At 73.1% G+C, this 24,616-nt stretch carries 10 protein-coding genes; 8 read left to right on the forward strand and 2 right to left on the reverse strand.

Annotated elements, in window-relative coordinates; all coding sequences use genetic code 11:
* Window positions 1–165 precede the first annotated feature (165 nt).
* The 3 genes from ACZ53K_RS02965 to ACZ53K_RS02975 are packed head-to-tail and all read left to right on the forward strand — an operon-like array spanning window position 166 to window position 13,164.
* Window positions 166–9,285, forward strand: coding sequence for a putative T7SS-secreted protein (locus ACZ53K_RS02965; RefSeq protein WP_468831287.1), 9,120 nt, complete (start codon window positions 166–168; stop codon window positions 9,283–9,285).
* Complete coding sequence (locus ACZ53K_RS02970; RefSeq protein ID WP_468831290.1) at window positions 9,282–12,140, forward strand: right-handed parallel beta-helix repeat-containing protein; 2,859 nt, start codon at window positions 9,282–9,284, stop codon at window positions 12,138–12,140. Before ACZ53K_RS02965 ends, ACZ53K_RS02970 begins: the two co-directional genes overlap by 4 nt.
* 52 nt (window positions 12,141–12,192) lie before the next feature.
* Complete coding sequence (locus ACZ53K_RS02975) at window positions 12,193–13,164, forward strand: hypothetical protein (RefSeq protein WP_468831292.1); 972 nt, start codon at window positions 12,193–12,195, stop codon at window positions 13,162–13,164.
* A gap of 84 nt (window positions 13,165–13,248) precedes the next feature.
* Here ACZ53K_RS02975 and ACZ53K_RS02980 read toward each other — a convergent pair whose 3' ends face one another.
* A complete protein-coding gene (locus ACZ53K_RS02980) occupies window positions 13,249–14,190 on the reverse strand; it encodes a hypothetical protein (RefSeq protein WP_468831295.1) in 942 nt (313 codons plus the stop codon).
* A 265-nt stretch (window positions 14,191–14,455) separates the two neighbouring features.
* Between ACZ53K_RS02980 and ACZ53K_RS02985 the strand changes: the two genes are divergently transcribed.
* The 4 genes from ACZ53K_RS02985 (at window position 14,456) to ACZ53K_RS03000 (ending at window position 21,654) form a co-directional block, all read left to right on the forward strand.
* Window positions 14,456–15,268 (forward strand): S1 family peptidase, encoded by an 813-nt coding sequence (locus ACZ53K_RS02985; RefSeq protein ID WP_468831298.1) that lies wholly within the window; start codon window positions 14,456–14,458, stop codon window positions 15,266–15,268.
* Between the two features lie 852 nt (window positions 15,269–16,120).
* Window positions 16,121–16,819 carry a response regulator gene (locus ACZ53K_RS02990; RefSeq protein ID WP_468831301.1) on the forward strand — a complete coding sequence of 233 codons (699 nt, stop codon included), beginning with the start codon at window positions 16,121–16,123 and terminating at the stop codon, window positions 16,817–16,819.
* Between the two features lie 5 nt (window positions 16,820–16,824).
* A complete protein-coding gene (locus ACZ53K_RS02995) occupies window positions 16,825–18,024 on the forward strand; it encodes a sensor histidine kinase (RefSeq protein WP_468831304.1) in 1,200 nt (399 codons plus the stop codon).
* A 507-nt stretch (window positions 18,025–18,531) separates the two neighbouring features.
* Window positions 18,532–21,654, forward strand: coding sequence for an endo-alpha-N-acetylgalactosaminidase family protein (locus ACZ53K_RS03000; protein WP_468831893.1), 3,123 nt, complete (start codon window positions 18,532–18,534; stop codon window positions 21,652–21,654).
* Window positions 21,655–21,681: 27 nt separating this feature from the next.
* Here ACZ53K_RS03000 and ACZ53K_RS03005 read toward each other — a convergent pair whose 3' ends face one another.
* Window positions 21,682–23,463 (reverse strand): glycoside hydrolase family 35 protein, encoded by a 1,782-nt coding sequence (locus tag ACZ53K_RS03005; protein ID WP_468831895.1) that lies wholly within the window; start codon window positions 23,461–23,463, stop codon window positions 21,682–21,684.
* Window positions 23,464–23,691: 228 nt separating this feature from the next.
* Between ACZ53K_RS03005 and ACZ53K_RS03010 the strand changes: the two genes are divergently transcribed.
* Window positions 23,692–24,567, forward strand: a complete 876-nt coding sequence (locus ACZ53K_RS03010; protein ID WP_468831307.1) for a helix-turn-helix domain-containing protein — start codon at window positions 23,692–23,694, stop codon at window positions 24,565–24,567.
* Window positions 24,568–24,616: the final 49 nt, after the last annotated feature.

Below are 24,616 nucleotides of genomic sequence, written 5' to 3' on the forward strand. Positions count from 1 at the left end.
CGGTTCATCCGGGAACCGGAGAAGCCGCGCGAAGTGATGTCGTTCACACAGTGAACCGATTGCTCCCCGGATACGTAAACGTAGGTGTGGTGTCCCATGGTCCGGATGCGCGGAACGCGCCGGTCGTGACACGAGTGAACGGTCTGCTGCGCGAAGGGAAGAGGCTTGGCTACGCGTCCCGGTGACTGGGGGGCCCTCGGCCTCGACGGCGACCCGACCCCGGGTGACGCCTCCGCCATCACCACCATCGCCGACGCGATGCGCGACCTCGCCACGCACGCGGGCACCATCAACAACGGCCTCAAGGCGCTCCAGCAGACCGCCGGCGACGGCCAGCGCTTCATCGGCAAGACCGCCGACCAGCTGCGCGACATGGTCGACGACCACCTGCACAACTTCGTCGGCCATGTGTCGGACTCCTTCAACCAGGCCGAGGCGGCGCTGCGCAAGTACGCCACCGCCGTCACCGACGCGCAGGCCGACGCCGACGCGGCACTGACCGCCGCCCAGGGGCTGGACAAGGACGACCCGCAGCTCCAGACCCACAAGGACCGGGCCGACGACGCGCAGTCCGCGCTCAGCACCGCGGCGAGCACCCTGGACAAGTCGCTGACCTCCGCCGGGTCGCTGATGGTCCAGCCGGTCAGCGACTGCGACCTGTTCTGGGAAGCCTTCCAGTGGCTGACCATCATCCTGTCGGTCATCGCCATCTTCACCGGCGGCGTCCTGGCGATCCTCGCCTGGGGCATGAACGCGGTCCTGCTGATCAAGACCATTGTCGACTTCAGCCAGGGCAAGGCCAGTGGCCTGGAACTCGGCCTGGCCTTCCTCGGCGTGCTCTTCCCCACCACCAAGGCCCTGCCGGTCGGCTCCATCCTCAAGGGCCTGGGCGGTGTCCTCAAGGGCGGCGTCGAGGGTATCGCGGGCGCCGGGAAGAACATCATCAAGGAGATCGGCCACTTCTCCTCGCTGCACAACATGCCGAAGGTCGTGGTGGCGCCGATCGTGCTCGGCATCCACGCGGCCCCCGCCTTCAACATCGTCAACGGCGTGAAGGGCCTCGGCAATCTCGCCAAGGGCGGCTGGGAGTCGCTGGCCGGCACCGTCGTCAAGGACTGGGCGAAGTTCACCGGGCACATCGACGGCAACTGGGGCAAGATCGGCGCGTACGCGAAGGTCAACTTCGAGCGGCTCGGCCGGGCGGGCATCGCTACCGTCGTGCCCCTGGACTTCACCGAGATGGGTGTGCTGGGCTTCGGCGGCGCCGCGCGGCTCGCCTTCGCCGAACGGGTGCTGGGCATCCCGCAACCGGATCTGCAGAGGCTGCTGGCCAACGCGGGGCGTACGGACACGGCGCTGGCCAACGGCGTCCCCGTCGGTGACTTCGGCGCCCTGGTGGCGTTCCGGCCCATCGGCGGGGCCGGCGTCCACTTCGTGCCGGGCAGCTTCGTGGACCTGTCGGCCCTGCACTTCGTCCCCGGCGGCTTCCACGGCGTGTCCTTCCCCGGGGTGCACATTCCCTCCGTATCTCCCGGCGGGCTCACCAGGTTCCCGGGCGCCGGCCTGCCGAACGGCATCGGCGGGCTCCACCTGGACGGGCTGGGCGCGTTCCGGCCCGGCGGCCTCGGGACGTTCAACTTCCAGGGTGTCGGCAACCTGATGCCCAACGGCATCGGCTCGTTCGGACACGGCGGGCTGAACCTCAACATCCCCGGCAATCTGGGCGGCCTGGGAGTCAAGGGCCTGGGGAACGTCACGCATGTCGGCGTGAACATGCCGCACGGGGTCAATGTGCCCCACGGAATCACCGTGCCGCACACCGGCGTGAGCGCGCCACACGGCATCACCGTGCCCGGCGGCTCCCTCACGCACACCGGCGCGCACGTCGGCCAACCCGGACTGCTGACCGTCCCCGACGTGCACATGCCGGGCATGACCACGCTCGACAACGGCCTGAGCGTCCCGGACGTGCACGGCGCCGGCGCCACCCGGCTCATCCAGCAGACGGACTTCGCGGCCGGCCACATCCGGATGGACAACAACCTGCTGCTGTCCGGTGACACCGCCATCGACCTGCTCAAGGACGCCCACGGATCGTCGGGCGTGCTCGGGCACGTGCCGGAGAACACCACCGCCCGCGCCCCCGAAGTCTCCTTCGACAGCGGCTTCGTGCACGGCATCGGCGACGGCCACTCCATGGCCCGCGGTGCGATCGGGCACGGCGAGGCCCTGGAGGATATGACCTTCCCCGAGCTGACCGCGCTGGCCAATGGCGATGTCGCGGTGACCGCATTCCACGGGGACGGCATCAGCTTCCGCATCGGTGAGGCGGCCCCGCGCACGATCACCGCCGACCACCTGGCGGCCACGGCGCCCGGCACGCCCGTACGGGTGGACACGCCGGGTACCCAGAACCTGGCGGGCACGCAGAACCCCCTGACCACGCACAACCTGACGAGTGCGCACGGCGAGGCCCCGGCCGTCCAGGGTGCCGTACCCCCGCCCCGAGACCTCGCCAAGGCCCCGGCCGACGTACCGGCGTCGTCGCTCGGCGGAGCACCGGACCCGCTGCGGCTGAAGACGCCGGAGACCGGTAAAGCCACCACCATCGGCAGCGGCGCCACGACCAAGGCGGCACCCCAACCGGTCGTCAACGAACACGACATGGCGATGAGCCTGCTGGACATGGGCGACCGCAAGCCGGTCCCGTCCGCCGGCCACAGCGCCACCTCGAACAGCCCCTCCGGGGTGTCCGCCCTCCCGGACCTGGACGGCGCGGGAGCCCGCGGCGCCACCGGCCCGGCGGACAACAGCGTCCTCGACCTGATCGCCCACCCCGGCGGCCCGGCGAAGGCCGGGGACGAGGCCGCCGTCGGCATACCGGCCGCCGTGAAGGCCACCGACAACGCACCCGCCCCGACGCCCGTACCCGCGCCGAAGACCGAGACGCCCAACTCCGCGCCCGCGGCGAAGGATCCCGGCACCGTCACCGCGCCCCCCGGCAACCGCTTCGGCGGTTTCTCCGGTGCCGCGGCCATGAACCACCGCCTGCGCGTCCGCAACGACCTGATCCTGGGCGGCTCGGTCGGCCCGGAGGCCGGGGCCAAGCTCAACGCGTGGGCCGGGTACGAGAACGCGCTGTCGCAGCTCGGCAAGGCGGAGCGCAAGGTGGACGAGCTGGCGCCGCCGCCCGGCGTGACCGCCGGCAAGCCCTCGCCCGCCCTGGCGGAGGCCCTGGACGACCTGGGCGTCAAGCGCGTCGAGGTCACCAAGGCCGAGGCCAAGCTGGACGAACTGGGCATCGACGCCTCGCGCACCCGCAAGCAGATCAGCGCCCTCACCGACGGCATCTTCGGCGAACACGGCCTGGGCGGCGGCCCGCGGCCGCACCCGCAGCCGGAGCCGCAGGCGGTTCCGGTCGTCGACAAGGGCAAGGCGAAGGCGGACTTCGCGGATGCCGAGCCCGTACCGCACATCGACAAGGGCAAGGGCAAGGCCGACGCCGCGGACTTCGGGCCCGTCCCCGAGACGAACATCCCGCGGCCCCCGGCACAGGACCCGCTCGGCCACACCCCCGGTTCCGGCATCGGCGACCGTGCCGCGGCCCGGCACGAGATCGTCACCGGCGGTACGAGTGGACACGAGGCCGACCTGCGGCTCGGCGCCTGGGAGCAGTACGAGCAGGCGTCGTTCGACCTGGCCCGCGCCCAGGGCAAGGCGGACGGGCTGGTGCCCAAGGCCGGGCAGCCGGGCCCGTCCAAGCCGTCCGCCGCGGCCGTCGACGCGCTCGACGACCTGAACGCCAAACGCGCCGAGTTCCACGACGCCGAGGCCCGCCTCGGCGAACTGGACATGGACCCCAACGCGCTCCGGCAGCAGATCGACGACGCCAACCACGCGATCGCCATCGACCGCGCGCAGCACGGCGAGTACGTCGGCCCGCTCGGCGGCGCACCGGCCCCGCACGGCGGCGATCCGCTGCCGGTCGGGCCGCACGACTGGTCCCCCGACCCGCGGGCGCCGCACGCCCTGTGGCCCGAGCCCGGCACCCACGGGGCGGGCCGCACCATGGTCAACCAGTCCTTCCGCGACCTGCCGTTCGCGGGCCACCAGCCGCTCACGGGGGGCGACTACCTGAGCTGGATGCGGGCCAGCACGGGGGAGGGGCGGCCGCTGTCCTACGTGGTCAACAGCATCGTCTCGTACAGCGAGATCGGCGGCGGCAAGCTCCAGGACTTCCTGAACTCGATCACCCGCGGCCTGGAGGGCTACGACGGCCGCCTCGGCGTGGTGATCGGCGTCAACGGCAAGCTGGAGGACCTCGCCGCCATCCACCGCGCGATGGACGACGCCCTCGCCTCGACGCACTTCGACCACCCGCTGGCGATGGTGGCCACCACCTTCTACGGCGACAACTTCCCGTACGGCACCATCCGCAACCTCACCATGACCAGCCCGGCGGCCCGGTCGATGGCGCACTCGATGATGCACGGCGGCGGGGCGGCCGGCCCCAGCCACCCGTACTGGGCCTTCATGGACTTCGACGTGTACGAGCACACCGTCCCCAGCGGCCGGCACGTCTTCGACCACTTCGACCGGGAGCTGAACCTCGGCCCGGGCGGCGCCGTGGACGACTGGGCAAAGAAGCTCCCCGGCGACACGGGGCCCGCGGCGAAGGTCTCCGACGACTCCGTGACGGTGCCGGGCGGTCCCGACACCCCGCCGCTGCGCCCGCTGGTGATGACCGGCGGCTACCGGGTGCCGGGGAAGACCGGCGAGACGGTGATCGTCGACGGCGTCGCGGTGGACCGCTCGGTCGAGGACCTGATCAAGGCGACCAAGACCCGCGGCGACACCCCCGACGGGATGGTCTTCACCCAGCAGGACGTGGACAAGTTCGCGTCCGTCGTCGACTCCGACATGCGCATCCGCGCCCTGATGGCCGACTGGCACGGACTGCTGCCGTACGGGCCCGAGCCGAACCTCTTCGTGGACGCCGCCGTCACCATGGTGGACGACATCCCACTGGCCGCGGGCCCGTGGCGGCCGGTCCGGTTCGGCGGCGGCACCGGCGAGTACAAGGGCCTGCGGGAGCGCCTTAACCACTTCCACGCCTGGGAACTGGACCAGACCCTGCCGGACGTGCCGGGCAACACGGTCGCGCGGGAGATCGCCGCAGCCAACTCCGCGCTGCCCGACCGCGGCACCGCGTTCCTCGCCGACTTCGTGAACGGCGCGGTCCCCACCGACCTGTCCCGCCTGATGTCCGGCTACTACAAGCACGGCAAGGCCGGCGGCGTCGGCAACATGCCGCAGGAGCACCTGACCCCGAAGAACGTGGTGGAGCACGTCTTCGCCCGGGACACCTTCGACCTGGACCCGAGCATGTCGCGGGCCAAGGACGACACGAAGATCGCCAAGCTGCGCGAGGACCTGCTGAAGGGGAAGTCCCCGGAGCAGGGCTTCCGGGACGACCCGCTGAAGCCCATCGGCATCGACGGACGGCCCCCCGGGCTCAACGAACACCCCCGGGTCACCCTCGACCGGCTGGGCGCCGGGCTGGGCGGCGACGCCAACACCCTCGGCCTGAACATCTCCATCCACGTACCGGGCCGGACGGACGGGCTCGTGGTGGGCATCGTGCCGGCGGACAAACGGTTCCTCAGCCATGCGCTGGTCACCGCCACCGAGGAGGCGGCGTACAAGCGGCTGCAGAACTACGTGATCGCCGAGGTCCTGCCCCAGGGCGGCCTGCCGAACAACTCGCTGCTCCGGGCCCTGCCGGAGCCGCCCCCGGCCACCGCCGGCGCGAAGGGAGGCCGGATCACGCCCGGCGCGATCCCGGACGCCTCGACGCTGCTGACGCAGGTGCAGCGGCAGATGGGCAAGAACGGCTTCGAGGACCTGGTCAACGACACGTACACACGGGGGCTCGACGGCCGCGCGCTGACCGTCGGGCTGGTCAGCGGACGCCTGGGTCCGGACGTGTCGGACATCGGCCCGATCGAGCGGATCGTGCTGGACCGCTATGCCAGGGCGTTCAACCGCCCGCTGGAAATCCGCGGTCTGGACGGCTCGGCCCACCGGGTCGACATCGAAGCCCGCAAGCCGGGCCCGCCGCTCTACCTGACCTGGGTCCCGGGCCACGGCGGCCCGCACTCCGGGCACTGGGACGTGAGCAACGCGGCGCCGCCCGCGCGGCTCGGCTTCGAGCCCGGCTCCGGCATCGGTGAGCGGTCCGCGGTCCGGCACGACATCATCACCGGCGGTACGGCCGGGACGGAGGCCGATCTGCGGCTCGGCGCCTGGGAGCAGTACGAGCGGGCGTCGTTCGACCTGGCGAAAGCTCAGGGGAAGGCGGACGGACTGGTGCCCAAGGCCGGGCAGCCCGGCCCGTCCAAGCCGTCCGCCGCTGCTGTCGGCGCGCTCGACGACCTGGGCGTCAAGCACGCCGCGTTGACCAAGGCGGAGACCCGTCTCGACGAGCTGGGCATGGACCCGAACGCCATCCAGCGGCAGATCGACGACGCCAACCACGCGATCGCCGTCGACCGCGCGCAGCGCGGCGAGTACGTCGGTCCGCTGGGCGGCGCGCCGTCCCGGCACACCAACCTCACCCAGGCGTTCGACGACCTGGACGTGGCCGGCGGCTCGTCCGCGCACCACGTCGACGACCTGGACATGACGGAGGCGCCCGCCCCCGTCGGCGCGGGCGACGACGTGACCCCGACGCCGCACGGCGACGACCCGATGGACGGGACGGGACCGTACGGCGACCTGGGCCACGGCGGCCCGCCGACCGCCGGACCGCTGCCCCGCGACCTGCAATGGCAGCAGGACGTGCCGAACCTCGGCAACCAGGTCACCCGCGGCGACGTCACCGTCAACGGCGCCTTCCAGCGGCTGCCCGGGTTCGGCCAGCGCCCGCTGACGCCGGACCAGTACACGAACTGGATCCACGCCAGCCTCGACCGGCAGAACCCGATGGCGTACGTGGTGAACACCGTCGTCCGGGCCGGCGACATCGCCGGAGAAGCGGGACGTCAGCGGCTGCGGGACTTCCTCACGGCGATCACCACCGACCCGAACGGCGAGTACCGGGGCAAGTTCGCGGTGGTGATCGGCGTGAACGGCCGCGCGGACAAGATGGCGGACGTCAACGCCGCAGTCCGCGGCGCGCTCGACGGGCTGGACGTGCCCTACCCGGTGGCCGCGGTCGGCATCGGCTGGACCGGCAAGGACTTCCCCTTCGGCACCATCCGCAACGTCACCATGACCAGCCCGCCGAGCCGGTACCTGGTCCGCTCGATGATGTACGACCCGCACCAGCCGGCGCACCCGTACTTCTCCTTCATGGACTTCGACACCTACCAGCGGCTGGTGCCCAGCGGCGATCACGTCTTCCAGCACTTCGTCAAGGAGTTCGAGATGGGCGGCGGCGGTAATCAGCCGCTGCGCCCGCTGACCATGTCCGGCGGCTACCGCCTGCCCGAGGGGAACGTGCCGGGCGCCGACACCGCCCAGCTCATCGAGGACACCAACAAACGCCTGGCCGAGGAGCACGCCAAAGCCGTGGCAGCCGCCGCCAAGACGGGCGGCAAGGGCAAGGGCAAGGACGTCGGACCGCTGCACACGGTCTCCGAGGCCGACCTGCCCGCCTTCGACACCGCCGTCCGCGCGGACATGCGGGCCCGTACCCGCCTGGCCGGCATCCACCCGCTGCTGCCCTACTCGCCCGAACCCAACCTCTTCACCGACGCCGCCGCGACCCTGCTGGACCGGGTCGGCCCCGGCTGGCAGCCCATCAGGTTCAGCCCCGGCACCAGTGAGTTCAACGGCCTGGCCGAGACCCTGAACTCCTTCAACGCCTGGGAACTCAACCGCACCCTGCCGGTACTGGACCGCTCGGCCTTCCCCGGCAACTCCCTCGTCCACCGGCTCACCGACCGCGAGATCGAGGCCGTCGCCCAGCGCCCGTACGACCGGGCGTACGGCGCCGACATCGAGACACCGACGGCCGGCCAGATCGACGCCGTACGGCAGCGGCTCGCCGCCCGCGGGCCGGGCGGCGGAACCGACGGACCGCTCGGCACACCGGAGATCGACGCGGTCAGCCGGCTGCTCACCCCCGGGGAACTGAACGCCATCGCGACCCGGCAGGCGGAGCGGCTGATCGCCGCGCACACCAACACCCTGCCGGACCGCGGCGTGCCCTTCGTGACCGACTTCGAGGGCGCGGCCACCCCCACCGACCTGTCCCGGATGATGGAGGGCATGTTCGGGGACCGGCCCGCGCTGCCGCAGGACCACAACGACGTCCGGCAGGCGATGGGCCGGATGTTCGGCCGCGACTCGTTCGCGGACGTCGACCCCCAGACGTCCAGGAGGGTCAAGGGCGGCCTGCACTGGGCCGACCGCCGGGACGACCACCTGACGAAGAACTCCGCCACCGGGCTCTCCCGCGACCCGCTGGCACCCGTCGACCCGGGACACGGCTCGACCCACTCGCCGCGGGACGTCGTGAACGGGCTCGACGGTCTGGGGACCGACCGCAACACCCTCGGTTTCAACGTCTCCGCGCCCATCCCCGACGACTCGGGCCTCGCGCTGCGGGCGGGCCTGCCGCTGAACGACAAGGCGTTCGCGAGCCTGGCGGCGGCGACCCACCCCGAGCCGGCCGGCTTCATGCGCAACCTGCACCTCGTCGTCGCCGGGTACCCGCCGGTGCACTCACCGCCCCGGTCCCTGTTCCACGCCCTGGAGAACGCCGCCGACAGCGGCGGCGGGCCGGGCCACACCCCTGGCGGCCTGCTCGACACCGTGGAGCAGTACCTCAGGAGCAAGCCGAAGGGCAGCAAGGACCCCGTCGTCAAACTGGTGCTGGCCGAGGCGGACCGGGCCGGAACGGGTTCCCGCGAACTGTTCGCCACATTGGCCACCGGGCGGATCGACCCGCACGGCTCGTTCGCCGTCGGCTCGCCGGGCGAACTCTCCGTACGGCTCTACGCCCAGGCACTGGGCGCCCGCATCCGCATCATCGACGGCGACGGCATGGTGGTGCACGAGGCCGCACCGGGCACGACGGGCGCGCGGTCCCGCCCCCGCCCCGGCCTCGACTTCCGCTGGGAACCGGACCCCGGCGGCGGCTGGCACTGGACCGTACGGGAGTCTGACGACATGGAGGAGCCGGCCGGCCAGCCGGTCAAGCGTCCCCGCAAGGGCAAGGGACGCGCCGACAGGCCTCCCCGGCCGCACGACGAGGACACGAGCATGGGCGACGCATGACCACCGCAGAACACCCGGACACCGGGACGGTCCACACAGTCGCCGCCGGACACCCGGCGGCGCACGCCACCCTGGGCGCCGCGCTGCACGCGGCCGCGCCCGGCGACGAGATCCGCATCGCGCCCGGCACCTACGAGGAGGCCCTGCGGATCGACCGCCACATCGTCCTGCGCGCAGACGGCGGCCCGGTCACCCTCGCCGCCCCCGGCGGCACCACGCCCGCGCTCGAAGTGCTGCCCGGCGCCCGGCTCACGCTGGACGGGCTGACCGTACGCGGCGGCGCCGCCGACCGGCCCGCCGTCCTGCTGACCGGCGGCGCCACCCACTGGCACGGCGGCGGCACCGACCGCGGACGCCTGGAGGTGCTGCGCGAGGCCGCGCTCACCATGACCGGCGCCCGCCTGACGGGCGCGGCCCTGGCCGGGGCGCTGATCCGCACCATCGGCGCGGTCCGGCTCACCGACTGCGTCCTCGAAGGTGCCCAGGGCACCGGCGTGGTGGTGGGTGGCGACTCCCGGCTGGAGCTGACCGGCACCCGGATCAAGGGCGCCACCGGCTCCGGAGTGCGGGTCCGCGAGGACGCGCGCGTCGTGCTGCGCGACTGCCTCATCGACGGCGCGGGCCGCAGCGGGCTGCTCTTCGAGGACCGGTCGGCGGCCCTCGTCGTCGACTGCCGCATCCGCGACTGCGGCGGCGAGGCCGTACGGGTGCTGGACTCCTCACCGGTGCCGCGCGACGGCGACCCGTACGAGGCCGCCGACGGGCAGGTGCCCGCGCAGGCCGGCGGCGGACTGCTGCTGTACGGCTGCGAGCTGACGGGCGCCGGCGCGGACGCCCTGCACGTCGCCGGGTCCGGCGACGCCGTGCTCGACGGCTGCGTGCTGCGCGACGGCGGCGGCTCCGGCGCCACCGCGGGGGAGCGGTCCCGCGTCCGGCTGGCCGACACCCGGATCGTACGGACCGCCGCCGCCGCCCTGACGGCACACGGCACGGCCCGGCTGGAGGCGCGCGGCACGACCGTACGCGGCTCGTCGGCCAACGGCGTGCTGGCCACCGGCTCCGCCACCGTCCAGCTGACCGACGGCGAGGTGACCGACTGCCGGTACAGCGCCGTGCACGCCGGCGGCGACGCCGAGCTGACCCTGACCCGGCTGCGCGCCGGGAACACCCCCGAACACGGCCTGCACGCCGTCGCCGACAGCCGCCTCACCCTCACCGAGGTCCACCTCACCGACTGCGGCATGTCCGGCCTCGACCTGTCCGGCACGGCGGCCGCCGAAGCCACCGAACTGTCCGTCGCGCGCTGCCGCAACGGCGTCGTCGCCGGCTCCGGCGGCACCCTGAGCCTGACCGGATGCACCGTCACCGACGCCGAACGCGCCGGACTCACCTTCGGCAGCGGCGAAGCGGACCTGACCGGCGGCCGCATCCTGCGCGCCGGCACCGCCGGGCTGGTCTTCCAGGGCGGCGCCACCGTACGGGCCGCGGACGTGGAGATCACCGAAGCGGCCGGGTCCGGCATGGTGGTCGCGGCCGGCGCCGCGCCCGACGTCCGCGCCGTACGGATCGCCCGCCCCGGCAAGAACGGCCTGATCGTCGACGCCAAGGGCGCCGGCACCTTCGAGGACTGCGAGATCACCGGGCCCGGCTTCCCCGCCGTCCACCTGGGCGAGGCGGCCGCCCCCGCCCTGACCAGGATCCGCGTCCAGGACGCCGAGGCCGACCTGAGCAGCGAGGACGGCGCCGAACCGAGGGTGCGCGACTGCGTCTCCTGGCGGGTCGAGGACGCCCAGTGGCCCGCGCCCTTCGCCCCCGTCCCGGCCGCCGCCGCGGCCGCCGCGAGCGGCGCGCAGTCCGCCGGGGCGCCGTCCGGCGACGGCACCACGACGACGGTCCCGCCCACCGAGGCCGACCTCGACGAACTCCTCGGCGAACTGCACGAACTGATCGGCCTGGAGCGCGTCAAGCAGGACGTCGCCTCGCTCGTCAAGCTGATGCGGATGGTCCAGCGCCGGGAGGCGGCCGGACTGGCCGCGCCGCCGCTCAGCCGCCACCTGGTCTTCGCGGGCAACCCCGGCACCGGCAAGACCACGGTCGCCCGGCTCTACGGGCGCATCCTGGCCGCCGTCGGCCTGCTGGAGAAGGGCCACCTCGTCGAGGCGGACCGCTCCGCGCTGGTCGGCGAGTACGTCGGCCACACCGGCCCGAAGACCCAGCGGGTCTTCATGGAGGCGATGGGCGGCGTGCTGTTCATCGACGAGGCCTACTCGCTGGCGCCCGCCCACTCCTCGGGCGGCAACGACTTCGCGCAGGAGGCCATCGCCACCCTCGTGAAGCTGATGGAGGACCACCGCGACGCGGTCGTGGTCATCGTCGCCGGATACCCGGTGGAGATGGAGCACTTCATCGACTCCAACCCCGGCCTCGCCTCCCGCTTCAACCGCACGCTGCTGTTCGAGGACTACGGCACCGAGGACCTGGTGCAGATCGTGGAACAGCACGCGTCGGCCCACCAGTACGAGCTGACCGACGCGGCCCGCGCCACCCTCGTCGGCTACTTCGACCACGTCCCGCGCGACGGCCGGTTCGGCAACGGGCGCTCCGCCCGGCAGACGTTCCAGGCGATGACCGAACGGCAGGCGTACCGCGTCGCGGAGAACGACGCGCCGTCCGAGGCGGACCTGCGGACGCTGTCCGAACTGGACGTACCGGAGCTGGACGTACCGCGCCAGGACGAGCCGTACCAGGACGCCAGCGGCCACGGGGCTCCGGAGGCGGTCGTGCCCGGCGGCACCGCCGTACCGCAGCCGCAGCCGCAGCCGTCCGGCCCGGGCGGGCCCGGCCGGCTCGCCTGACCGGCACCCCGCCCGCCCCAGCACCCCCCGACCACCCCCAGGAGGAACCCCGTTGTCACAGCCGAACAAGAGCGCCGGACCGGACCGCTCCGGCGCATCCGACCCGTCCCGGTCCGGTTTCGCGGAGACCTTCGCCAAGGGCGCGCGGACGCCGAAGCGCGGCCTGGCCCCCGGACGCCGGGTGTGGAAGACGGCGGTGGGCCTGCCCGTCCTGGCCGGAGTCGGCATCGGCGCGGTGGCTCTCGCCACCCTCGGCGCCTCCCAGGTGCGCTTCGGCGACGGCCAGGAGCAAGCCGTCGCCGCCAAGCAGCCGCAGCAGACCAAGACCGGCTCGCCCCTGCCGTCGGCCAAGCCCGGCAAGGCCCCCGGCGAGGCGCCGGGCGACAAGAAGGCCGGTGACGCGCCCACGCCGAAGAGCGAGAAGTCGCCCTCCGGCACGCCCGCGGCACCCAAGAAGAGCCCGAAGCCCGAGGCCAAGAAGCCCGCCGCGCCGCGCGAGGCCAAGATGACGTACGAAGGCATCGCCGGCCCCGGCTGCCCGACGCCCCCGCGCGGCGGCTACCACCAGGCCGGTGTCCACGGCGAGGTCGGCGTGGGCTGGTACGGGCTCAGCGGCGGCAGCACCCGCGACGGCGGCTGCAGCGGCCAGTTCACGTCCGTGCCGATGTCCGGCGACCCGAACAAGGACACCAACAACAACATCATGTGGTGGTGGGAGCCGGGCCCGGAGTCCCGCAGCTGCCAGGTGTCGGTCTACGTCCCCTGGGGCCCCAGCGAGCGTGACGTCCAGGGCAGCCCGACCCACTACCAGGTGCTGACCGACCCCTTCAACGGGGGAACGAAGGTCGGCGACTTCGCCGTCGACCAGGTCGCGCACCGGGGGAGCTGGCAGACGGTCGGCACCTTCCCGGTCCGGCAGAACAAGATCGGCGTGAAGCTGATGGACCGCGGCGACAACCACTCGCCGGGCCGGGACCGCGCCCACCACGGGGCCGGAGCCGTCAAGGTCACCTGCCACGACTGATCCCCGCTGACGGGTCCGCCGCGCGCGCCGCTGCGTCTGCTGTGTGCCGCCACTGTGTGCCGCCACGCCTCGCTGTGTGTGCCGCTACGTGTCGCACTCCAGCTCCGTACGGCACAGCGCGCAGCGGGCCCGCAGCCGGCCGCGCACCGGGACACGGATGCGCTGATGGCACGTCGGGCAGGGGAACGACACGCGCAGCGGCGCGCTCCCCTCGAAGGCGTAGCCGCCGGACGCTGCGGAGTTGCCGGACGGCGTGGGGCCGCCAGGCCGTCCGGTGCGCCGTGGGTCCTGGGCCGCGCGCCGGTCCCTGGCGTAGCGGCGGCGGCCCGACCAGCCGGCCGCGGCCAGCGGCGGCTGCTGCGCGTCGCGGCGGGCCAGCGCCAGGCCCGCCTTGTAGGCGTCGTACGCCTGCGGGCTGGTGAACCACGGCGCCGGGTCCTCGTCGAAGAGCAGCGCGCGCTTGGCGAGGACGTAGCCGAACTCCTCCGGGGTCAGGTAGCCCAGCTTCTGCGCGAACGGCCCGTGTTCGCGGTACGCGTCCAGCAGCAGCCAGCCCGCGCCCAGGTAGGCAGTGGCGGTGTCGGTGAGGATCTCGTTGTCGCGGGTGCGGGGGAAGGACAGGTCGAGGCGGTGCAGGTAGACGTGCATCACCTCGTGGGCAAGGGCGGCGCCGATGTCCCGGCGGTGGGACTTGAAGCGGGCGTTCAGCTCGACGAAGTACTCGGGGCCCGCGGTCAGTTCGACGTTGGCCGCGAGCTGCATGTCGCGGAACGCGACGATCACGCGCGCGTCGGGCAGCCGCAGGTGCTGCACCATGGCGCGGGCCACCCGCTGCGCGCCCGCGTACAGCTCCTCCCCGTCGTCGAAGGCGACTTCGGCGGGCAGCACGCTCGTCGCGAAGGTGCGGACCGTGTCGTACGACAGGCGTTTGTAGAGCGCGGTGACGGACGCGCGCACCGTGTCCAGGTGCGGATAGCCGTGCTCGATGTCATCGCCGGAACTGCCCGGGCTTCCCGTCGCCGCCACCCGACCACTGTACGTCTCGTCGGGTACGTCCGGTATGGGGTGTACGCGACGTGGGTAGAACAGGAGTTGGCCGGATGTACACCCTTGCCACTGTGATCGCCGACTCCACATAATCCAAGGGCGCTTTGCGGGCTCATCCCCCACTGGGTCCGGACGCCTTGCGGCGTGCTGCCGACTTTCACGCACGTTCTCCGGCGGTCCTTTCCGGTTCTCGCGTTGGCATGGGCCTGACATCGACGTGCAACCCCCCACGAAAGGAAGCCCGTTGCGAAGCCACCTGAAGCACCTCAAGAGAGCCACCGCCGCCGCAGCCGTCGCCCTCGCCGCCGTCAGCCTCCAGCCGACCGCCGCCAACGCCGCCGCCACCCCCACACCCCAGCCCGACGGCATCCATAACAAGATCGTCGGCGGCACCAAGGCCGACCAGGGCGAATTCCCGTTCATGGTCCGCCTGTCGATGGGCTGCGGCGGCGCCCTCTACGCCAAGGACGTCGTGCTCACCGCCGCCCACTGCGTGGACGGCAGTGGCCCCAACACCTCCATCACGGCCACCGCGGGCGTCGTCGACCTCCAGGACTCCAAGGCCGTCAGCGTCAAGTCCACCGAGGTCCTCCAGGCCCCCGGCTACAACGGCAAGGGCAAGGACTGGGCACTCATCAAGCTCGCCAAGCCCATCGACCTGCCGACCCTGAAGATCGCCACGGACGACAAGCTCACCAGCGGCGAGTTCGACATAGCCGGCTGGGGAGCCGACAAGGAGGGCGGCCAGCAGCAGCGCTACCTCCTCAAGGCCAAGGTGCCCTTCGTCGACGACGCCACCTGCAAGAAGGCCTACGGCGACCAGCTCACCCCCGGCGAGGAGATCTGCGCCGGCAAGCTGGACACCGGCGGTACCGACACCTGCCAGGGCGACTCCGGCGGCCCGATGTTCCGCAAGGACGACGCCGGCCAGTGGCTCCAGGTCGGCATCGTCAGCTGGGGCGAAGGCTGCGCCCGGCCCGGCAAGCCCGGCGTCTACACCGAGGTGAGCACCTTCGCCGCGGACATCAAGAAGGCGGCCGACGGCCTGGCCGGCTGACGGTCACCCCACAGCGCGCCTGCATGCCGCAGGGTGTGCGCCGCGCCCCGATGCCGTATGGCGCCGGGGCGCGGTCGTGTGTATGGGGTACGGGGCTTGAGCGCCGGGTCCGGAGCCTCGGGACCCGCACACTCCAGACCCCGCACCCCGCACCCCGCACCCCGCACCCCGCACCCCGCACCCCAGGGCCCGGCTCCCGCGCCCACCAGGCCGTCTGGGCTTGGGTCCCACCGGAGAGGGACCCCGCTCGTCCTTTCGGCCGGGGTGCGGGCGCCGACGCATGGCCGGACGGCCGATACCCGCCCGCACGCCCCCTTCCTAGCGTGGGCAGCGTGACCACCGAGCCCCGTTCGCGTTCCCGCCTTCGCCGCCCGCCACGGCCCCCGGGCCACGGCCCTGCCCGCCCCGGCGGCCACCGGGCGACCGCGATCGCCGCCCTGCTGCTGGCCGCCTCCGCCGCGGCCGTCACCTGGCTGCTGCTCGGCCACCGCGGCCACGGCCTCCGGGCCGTCCCCACGGCGGATTCCACGGCGGTCTCCACCGTCGCCGGCACCGACCGGGCCGCCCTTTCCGGCGCCGCCGCCCGCACCGGCGGCGACTGTGCCGTACGGGCCCCCGGCACCCACGGCTGTGCGTACACCGGACGCCCATACCTATACTCGCCCGCCTGCTGCGGGCCCCCGCACCGCGCCGGTCACCGCGCCGGTCACCTCGCCGTACGCACGGCCCGCCGGTGACCGGACCCGGGCCGCGCCAGCGGTTGCGGGGCGCGATCACCGCAGGTCAGATGGAAAGCAGCGGAAACGGCCCGGACCGCGGCCGAGCACGGCGCACGGACAGGGCGAGGGACACATGGCGATCAGCGTGGTCATCGCGGACGATCAGGAGATGGTCCGGATGGGCTTCCGGATGATCCTGGAGAGCCGGCCGGACATCGACGTACTCGCCGATGTCGTGGACGGCGCCGCGGCCCTCGCCACGGTGGAACAACTGCGCCCCGACGTCCTGCTGCTCGACATCCGGATGCCCGAGATGGACGGCCTGGAGGTCACCCGCCGGCTCGCCGAGCGCGCCGCCGCCCATCCCGAGTACGGGCACAAGCCGCGCATCGTCATCGTCACCACCTTCGACCTCGACGCCTATGTGCACGCCGCGCTGCACGGCGGCGCCTCCGGCTTCCTCCTCAAGGACGCCAGCCCCGCCATGCTCGTGGAGGCGGTACGCGCCGCCGCGGCAGGCGACGCGCTGGTCTCGCCCGCCATCACCGTACGGCTGCTGCGCGAACTGGCCCCCGCGGCGGCCGGCGGCACCACCCGCACCCTCACCGAGCCGCTGACCGACCGCGAACAGGACGTCGTACGGGCCCTCGCGCGCGGCCGGACCAACGCCGAGATCGCCGCCGAACTCTACGTCTCGCTGTCCACCGTCAAGACCCACCTCGCCAACGTCCAGGCCAAACTGGACGCCCGCAACCGGGTCGAGATCGCCGCCTGGGCCTGGGAGAGCGGGCTCGCGACGGGCGGCACCGGCGGCGGACCGGCCGTACCGTGAGCCCGATGTCCGGGTGGGCACGCGCCCACCCGCGCAAGGCCACCGCCGCCAGACTCGCCCTCGCCGTGGTCCTGCTCTTCCTCGTCGGCTTCGAGACCGTCGCCCTGGCCCGCCAGCCCACCCGCCCGCACGCGACCGTCGTCGCCGCCGCGGTCGTCGTCTGCCTGTGCGCCGTACCCAACGCGCACGTCCCGCTGAAGGTCCGCGCCTGGGCCGCCGCAAGCGTCTCCCTCACCGCCTCGGTGGTCCTGATCGCCGGACAGCACGCCCTGGAGGTGTGGGGCCTCGGCGAAGGCATCGCGCTGCTCGTCCTGCTCACCGGCGTCCTGCACCGCGCCCCCGGCCGCACCGCCGCCGTCCTCGGCCCCATGCTGGGCCTGTCCTGCGTCCTCGCCCCCATGCGCGACATCCGCCTCGGTCCGTACACCGTCGTCTACGGCGTGCTCACCGTCGTCGTCAGCGCCTATTCGATGATCCTGCGCTGGCAGGATGCCCAGCGGATGCGGGACCTGGCCGCCGTACGGTCCGCCGAACGCCTGGAACTCGCCCGCGAACTGCACGACTTGGTCGCCCACCACGTCACCGGCATCGTCGTCCAGGCCCGCGCCGCCCGTTTCACCTCGCTCAGCGGACCCCAGGCCGACGCCGCCTTCGAACGGATCGAATCCTCCGGCGGCGAGGCGCTCGGCGCGATGCGCCGCCTGGTACGGGTCCTGCGCGAGGGTGCCGCACGCAACCGGCCGCTCGCCGGACTCGCCGAAGTACGCACCCTCACCGAGGCTTACGCCCGCACCGGCCCGCCCGTCACCCTGCACATCGACAAGGGCCTCGACGAGACGGTCCCCGCGGAGGTCGCGGCGGCCGTCTTCCGCATCGTCCGCGAAGCCCTCACCAACATCCGCAAGCACGCCGCGGACGCCACCGCCGTCCGCATCGCCCTCCGCGCCGTACCGCCCGGCCTGGAACTGCGCGTCGCCGATGACGGAGGACACCCCGCCCGCCTCCCCCAAGAGGCCCGCGGCGGCGGCTTCGGCCTGGCCGGACTCACCGAACGGGCCGAAGCGATGGGCGGCCGGCTGACCGCGGGCCCCGCACCGGAAGGCGGGTGGGAGGTGCGGGCGGTGCTGCCGTTGGGGGAGGAGGGGACGACGGGAGAAGAGGGAGAGGAGGGGGAGAAGGGGGCGTACGGGGGCGAGCCCGGCTGACGCGGGGGGTTGTTCGGGGCGTGTGGGGCGTGCGGGTGGTGCAGGGCGTACGGGGTGCACGCTTCGTGTCGGGCGTACGGGATGCGCGGGGTGCGCGGGGTGCACATACCGTGCCGGGTGTGCAGATCGTGCGTGGCGTACGCACACCCCATCGCCGCCCGTTAGTCCAACACCTCCCGCCCCTTTGTCCATGGGCGCGCCCGCCGCGCACCCAGCACCCTGTCCCGCGACGGGCAGAGCCGGTGCGAAGGACGGAGAGCGCACGTGAACGGACCGACAGACGCGGAGCAGCCGACCGACGCGGCAGTACCGGCGAACATGGCAGTACCGGCGAACATGGCAGTACCGGCGGATACGGAAGCACCACCGGTGGATGCGGAAGCACCGGTGGATACGGCAGTACCGGCGTATGCGGCAGCACCGAACGCGGAAGAGTCGGCGGATACCGCAGGGCCGACGGGCCCCGGGACCCCGGCCGGCGCGGCGCCCGGTCCCAGCCGGAGGAAGATCGTCGTCGGCACCGCGCTCGCCGGGATCGCCGGTGCCCTCCCGCTCGCCGGCGGCAGCGCGTACGCCCACAGCAACGGCACCGGCCCGGGTACCGTCCCGCACCCGCCCCGGTCCGGTGAGGCGGTGCTGCGGTCCGGAGCGCTGGACGTCCGCGTCGACACCGCCTTCCCCCGCGTCCTCTCCTACACCGACCGCGGCACCGGCGCCGTCCTGTACGGCCAGCCCGACCCGGTCACCCGGCTCCTCGTCGACGGCACCGCCCGCACGCCCCGGGTCACCTCCCGCCCGGCCACCGACCGCATCGTGTACACCCTCGCCTTCGACGGCGGCACCGAGATCATCGCCGAGATCACCGTCAGCGGCTGGCGCGTCGACTGGCGTGTCACCAGGATCGCCGACACCCCGGCCCTTCGTGTGGGCACCCTGCAGATCCCCGGCCTCGCCCTGCTGAGCGTCCGCGACGACCAGCCGGGCGCCGCGGTCCTCGCGGCCCGTATCGACCTGGACAAGGCCAAAAGCGGCGACACCCTCGTCCGCATCGGCCCGACGACCCCCGTGGACGCCGCGCCCGCCGGCTGCGCGTACGCGGTCGCCGCCACCGGCCGACTGGCCGCCGCCATCGAGACCAACACCGTGTACGACACCCCCTCCGGGGCCACCACCTGGGAGAACGGGCGGCTGTGGCGCCAGACCACGGCGAGCGGCGGCCACCGCTTCGCGCGCCTCGGCTGCGGCCAGTGGACCCACCGCGCGGCCACCGCGCCCGTGGCCGACACCGAGCCCCTGCCGTACGCCACCGTCATCCTCACCCGCGACCGCAACGGCGACGGCACCGCCGACTGGCAGGACGCCGCCATCGCACTGCGCGACATCATGGTCAGCCCGCTCGGCGCCGACGAACAGCACCTGCGCGTCGTCGCCCACATCCCCTTCAACTTCGCCAGCCAGGCCACCAACCCCTTCCTGGCCACCCTCGACAACATCAAACGGATCGCGCTGGCGACCGACGGTCTGCGGCAGTTCACGCTCCTGAAGGGCTACCAGTCCGAGGGGCACGACTCCGCCCACCCCGATTACGGCGGCAACCACAACCAGCGGGCCGGTGGTCTCGCCGACCTCAACACCCTGCTGCGCGCCGGAAAGAAGTGGCACAGCGACTTCGCCGTCCACGTCAACGCCACCGAGTCCTACCCCGTCGCGCACGCCTTCTCCGAGACCCTCGTCGACAAGAACGACGCGCAGTGGGACTGGCTCGACCAGTCCTACCGCATCGACGCCCGCCGCGACCTGGTCTCCGGCGACATCGTCCGCCGCTTCCGGCAGCTGCGCGAGGAGACCGACCCCGCCCTGAACACCCTCTACATCGACGTCTTCCGCGAGTCCGGCTGGAACTCCGACCGCCTCCAGCGCCACCTGCGCGCCCAGGGCTGGCAGGTGACCACCGAATGGGGCCACGGCCTGGAACGGTCCGCCCTGTGGTCCCACTGGGCCAACGAGACCGATTACGGCGGCGACACCTCCCGCGGCATCAACTCCCGGCTCATCCGCTTCGTACGCAACCACCAGAAGGACGTGTTCGCGAACAAGTGGCCCACGCTGCTGGGCGGTGCCCGGATGGGCAACTTCGAGGGCTGGGTCGGCAAGACCGACTGGCACGCCTTCTACAAGATCATCTGGGTGGACGCGCTGCCCGCCAAATACCTCCAGGCGTACCCGATCCGCACCTGGCGCGACCACGAGATCACCTTCGAGGGCCCGACCGCCACCACCGTCACGGACACCGGCGGCACCCGCCGCATCACCACCGACGGGCGGCTGGTCTACGACGGCGGCACCTACCTGCTGCCCTGGGAACCACGCCGGGCCACCGACCCCGAGAAGCTCTACCACTACAACCCCGCCGGCGGCACGACCGCCTGGACCCTGCCGCGCGGCTGGTCCGGCACCCGGAGCGTGTACGCCCACCGGCTCACCGACCAGGGCAGAAGCCGGCCGCGGCGGCTGACCGTACGCGGCGGAAAGGTCCGCCTCACGGCCGAGGCCGGGCAGCCGTACGTCATCCACCGCCGCCCCGCCCCCACCCAGGGAGGCCAAGGCTGGGGCCCGGAAAGCGGCGGGCGCGGCCACGGCGGACCCGGCTGGGGCGAGGGCACGCCGCTCGCCGACCCCGGCTTCCACTCCGGCACCCTCGACGCCTGGCAGGTCACCGGGCCCGCCACCGTCGAGCCGAGCGCCCTCGGCGACCACGAACTGGTCGTCGGCGCGGGCGGCGCGGCGGCCGTCACCCAGCGCCTCGCCCGCCTGGCACCCGGCACCTACGCGGCCTCCGTACAGGTGGAGGTCGGCGCGCAGCCGGGGGAGCGGCGCCGGGCCACGCTGGAGGTACGCACCGGCGACGGCGTCACGGCCGCCAACTGGACCGAGATCTCCACCGCCGGCAACTTCGTCGCCGCCGACCGCAAGCACGGCACCCGCTTCCAACGGATGTTCACCCCCTTCACCGTCCCCGAGGGCGGCGGCCCCGTCACCCTCACCCTCGGTGTCGCGGCGGGCACACCCCGTGTTCGTTTCGACAACGTGCGGGTGGTCCCCGCAGTTCCCACCCGTCGGCCGGGGACCGTCGCGTACGAGGATTTCGAGCACGTACCGCAAGGCTGGGGCCCCTTCGTCAAGGGCGACGCGGGCCAGGTCACCGACCCGCGCACGCACATCGCGCAGCGGCACGCGCCCTTCACCCAGCGCGGCTGGAACGGCAAGACCATCGACGACGTCATCGACGGCGGCCAGTCACTGAAGTCCCGCGGCGAGAACGAGGGACTGGTCCACCGCACGGTGCCGCATACCGTGCGCTTCGTCCCCGGCCGCCGCTACCGGGTCAGCTTCCGCTACCAGAACGAGAAAGCCGGACAGTACGCCTGGATCACCGCCGTCGACGAGCCCGCACCCCGCGAACTGAGCCGCACACCGCTGCCCGTCGCCACCGCGCCCGCCACGCACACCTACGAGTTCACTGCCCCGGAGAGCGGCGAGGCATGGGTGGGACTGCGGAAGACGGGCGGGGACGGGAAGGCGGAGTTCGTCCTGGACGCGTTCGAGGTACGCGAGGTACGGGAGGCCTGACGCGCCCAGGCACCGGAACCCGACGCGTCAGGGCACCAGACCGGGCGCCCCTGCCCCTTCCCCCTCAAGGGTGGGGGCGCCCTCCAGCTCCAGCAGGAGCAACTCGTTGGCGCCCGGACGCAGCACGGGCCCGGGGACGAACAGTGTGCGCTGTGGTCCGGACGCCCAGTAGCGCCCCAGGCAGAAATTGTTGATCCAGGCGAAGCCACGCGTCCAGCCGGGCAGTTCGAGGGCGGCGTCGCCGGGGGAGGTGACGGGCAGCGTGGCCCGGTAGAGGCCCGGTTGCCCGGCAGCGAAGGGGTGGTCACCGGGTTCCCTGAAGGGCACCAGCTCCACCACCGCCGCGTCCTCCAACGCATCCAGCCGCAGCCCCCGCGCCCGTACACCGTGCAGATACTGCCGCTCGTGCAGCACCCCGCCCGTGATGCCCTTCGGCTCGCCGAGCCGTGGACCGTAATTGACACGCCCCAGCGACTCCACCCACAGCTCCACGCCGGCAGGCCCGGCCACCGCCGCACCGATCTCCGCCTCCTCCGCGTGCAGCGTCGGCCCGCGCACTCCGTCCACGTACGTCACCGCCAGGTCGCGCAGACCGGTGACACGCAGCGACAACGGCCCACGCGGACCGGGCACCTCGAAGCGGTAGCGCACCACACCCCGGTCCACGTCCAGCTCCTCGAACGTCGGCGGCACACCCGACGTCACCTCCGGGCCGCCCAGCACCTCCAGTACGTCCACGAGCGGCGCCCACCCGCCGGATTCAGCCCGTACGGGCACGGCGAGGACCGGCGGCGGTACGGGGACGTCGGGCAGCGGGCCCGGCGCGTACGCTGCCAGCACCTCGCGAAAGCGGTGGAACTTTTCCGTAAGGCGCCCGCGTTCATCGATCGGCGCGTCGTAGTCGTACGACGTCACGGTGGGCTGCAGAGCACCGTCGTGCAGCACGCCGGAACGGTTCGCCCCCGCCCAGCCGCCGAAGTTCGTACCGCCGTGCGCCATGTAGACATTGACCGACGCGCCACAGTCCACGATCTCGCGCAGCGCCTCCGCCGCGTCCTCCAGGGAACGCGCCACCGGCGCGTCACCCCAGTGGGAGAACCACCCGCACCAGAACTCCATACACATCAGCGGACCCTCCGGCTGATGACGGCGCAGCGCCGCGAACGCCTCCCGCGCCCCGGAACCGAAATTGGCCGTGGCCAAAACACCCGGCACTGAACCACCGGTGAGCATGTGGTCCTCGGGACCGTCCGAAGTGAACAGCGGTACGCGTACCCCGAGGCCACGCAGCAGGTCCACCATGTGCGCCAGGTACTCCCGGTCGCTGCCGTACGACCCGTACTCGTTCTCCGCCTGCACCATCACCACCGGGCCCCCGCGGTCGTACTGCCGCGCCACCACCTGCGGCAGCAGCCGCCCGAACCACCCCTCCACCGCCCGCAGGTACTCCGCGTCGCGGGTGCGCACCCGCCGCCCCAGCGGGCCGGTCAGCCAGTGCGGCAGCCCGCCGTTCTCCCACTCCGCGCAGATGTACGGGCCGGGCCGGACCAGTGCGAGCAGCCCCGCCGCGTGCGCCGCGTCCAGGAAGCGGCCCAGCGCCTCCGGATCGCGGTAGGTGCCGGGCCGCGGCTCGTGCAGATTCCAGGGCACGTACGTCTCGACGCAGTTCAGGCCCATGGCGCGCAGCATCGCCAGCCGGTGACCCCACTGCGCCTCGTGCACCCGGAAGTAGTGCAGGGCGCCCGACAGCAGCCGCACCGGGCGCCCGTCCCGCTCGAAGTCCCGCCCGCCCACCACGAAACCGCCCATGCCGCCCGCCCCGTCCGTCCGCCTGGTCTTCCGCCCGCTCACCCTCACCTCTGGCGGCGCGGGGGTCCATGGACAAAGATCGGCGGTGATTGGACGGAAGACGATCGGAACTGGGCCGGAACGGCCCGCAACAGGCCACAGCACGCCACGACAGGCCGCAACTGAACATCGGCCGCTACGGCCGCTACGGCAGCCACAGCCGCCACGGCAGTTCGGGAAGGAGCCCGCGTGTACCACACCTGGATGCGGTACTTCACACCGAGCCCGGTCCACCACCGGCTCGGCCTGGTCTGCCTCGGCGTCGGACTCCAGCACGGCACCCTGCCACCCGTCGGCCCGCGCGTCCTCGACCATCACGTCGCCGTCGTCATCGGCGCCGGCCGGGGCTGGTCCGAAGGCCCCGACGGCACCCGCCGGCCGGTCACCGCCCCCGCCCTGCTGTGGCTCGTCCCCGGCGTCACCCACCACTACGGCGCCGACCCGCACACCGGCTGGGACGAAAGCTTCGTCGACTTCACCGGCCCCGCCACCACCACCTACACCGAACTCGGCTACATCGAACCCGACCGCCCCCTCGTCCCCCTCGCCGACACCGCCGCCGCCCGTACCGCCATCGGCCGCATCACCCGCGCCGCCCGCCGCGGCAACCCCCTCCTGGAGGTCGAGACCGCAGCCGCCGTCCACGAACTCCTCGTCGCCCTGCGCCGCGCCCGCGCCGACACCGACGCGGACGGCCACCCCGTACTCCAGGCCCTGGCCCGCGACGCGTTCCTGCCGCTGTCCGTCACCGAACACGCCGCCCGCCACGGAATGACCCCCGCCGCCCTGCGCACCGCCGTACGCCGCGGCGCCGGCTGCAGCCCCAAGGACTACCTCCTGGCCATCCGCCTCGGCCACGCCAAGGAACTGCTCGCCGCCACCGAACTCCCCGTCGCCGCCGTCGCCCGCCGCGTCGGCTACACCGACCCGGCCTACTTCAGCCGCCTGTTCACCCGCCGCGTCGGCACCGCACCCGTCCGCTTCCGCGCCCGCCAGGGGCACACCGTCCCCGGCGGCTGGTCCACCCGCGTACCGGACCCCGACGACCCGCCACGGATCGGCTGACCCGGCCACGGCCGGGGCGCACGGCAGCACACGCGGGGCGCGCCCCGGC

The sequence above is a fragment of the Streptomyces sp. NPDC033221 genome, from assembly GCF_055577005.1.

Excerpts from the sequence above, each read along its gene's own strand:
- ACZ53K_RS02970 (WP_468831290.1), top strand. The coding sequence starts at position 9,282 with ATGACCACCGCAGAACACCCGGACACCGGGACGGTCCACACAGTCGCC.
- ACZ53K_RS02990 (WP_468831301.1), top strand. The coding sequence starts at position 16,121 with ATGGCGATCAGCGTGGTCATCGCGGACGATCAGGAGATGGTCCGGATG.
- ACZ53K_RS02995 (WP_468831304.1), top strand. The coding sequence starts at position 16,825 with ATGTCCGGGTGGGCACGCGCCCACCCGCGCAAGGCCACCGCCGCCAGA.
- ACZ53K_RS03005 (WP_468831895.1), bottom strand. The coding sequence starts at position 23,463 with ATGGGCGGTTTCGTGGTGGGCGGGCGGGACTTCGAGCGGGACGGGCGC.